Annotated in this window: 1 protein-coding gene; it reads left to right on the top strand. The window is 36.1% G+C overall.

What is annotated here, in order from left to right; all coding sequences use genetic code 11:
* A partial coding sequence (locus tag I1A59_RS09490; RefSeq protein ID WP_210766483.1) for an ISAs1 family transposase occupies positions 1 to 506 on the top strand: 506 nt, incomplete at its 5' end.
* Positions 507 to 518 lie beyond the last annotated feature (12 nt).

The following is a 518-nucleotide window of genomic DNA, read 5'->3' as shown; positions in this document are numbered from 1 at the left end:
AAGGATTATTGGAAGATATTGTTGCTTGCTTTTCCTATGACCAAGAGTCTGTAGTAGATTATTATGAAACTATTGAAAAAGCTCATGGTCAAATCGAAACACGAAAGTATGAAGTTGTCCACGACACTTCTTGGTTCCGAAAAGACCATCCAGATTGGCCTCATGTTCAATGTTTGGGAAAGGCTATTTGTATTATTGAGAAGGATGATAAGGTAACGCGTATCGAGCGCTATTTTGTCTTGAGTACGAAGGTATTAGCTGACGAACTAGCCAGCTATGTTCGGGGCCACTGGAAAATCGAGAGTATGCACTGGCTATTGGATGTTGTTTTCCGTGAAGACGCTAATAAAACTTTAAATAAACAGTTAGCCTTTAACCTGAATATTATCGACAAATTTTGTTTGAGTGTGTTAAGAAATCTTGATGTTGGTAAAGATATGAGTATGAGACGAAAGAAGTTCCATTTGAGTATGGTATTCGATAAATTTTTAAGAGTACTAATTTAAAAAAGATTCTAG

The organism is Streptococcus sp. NLN76, assembly GCF_015686645.1.
Lineage (GTDB): Bacteria > Bacillota > Bacilli > Lactobacillales > Streptococcaceae > Streptococcus.
The sequence above is the reverse complement of the archived record's forward strand: the minus strand, read 5'-3'. Positions and strand labels throughout refer to the sequence as shown.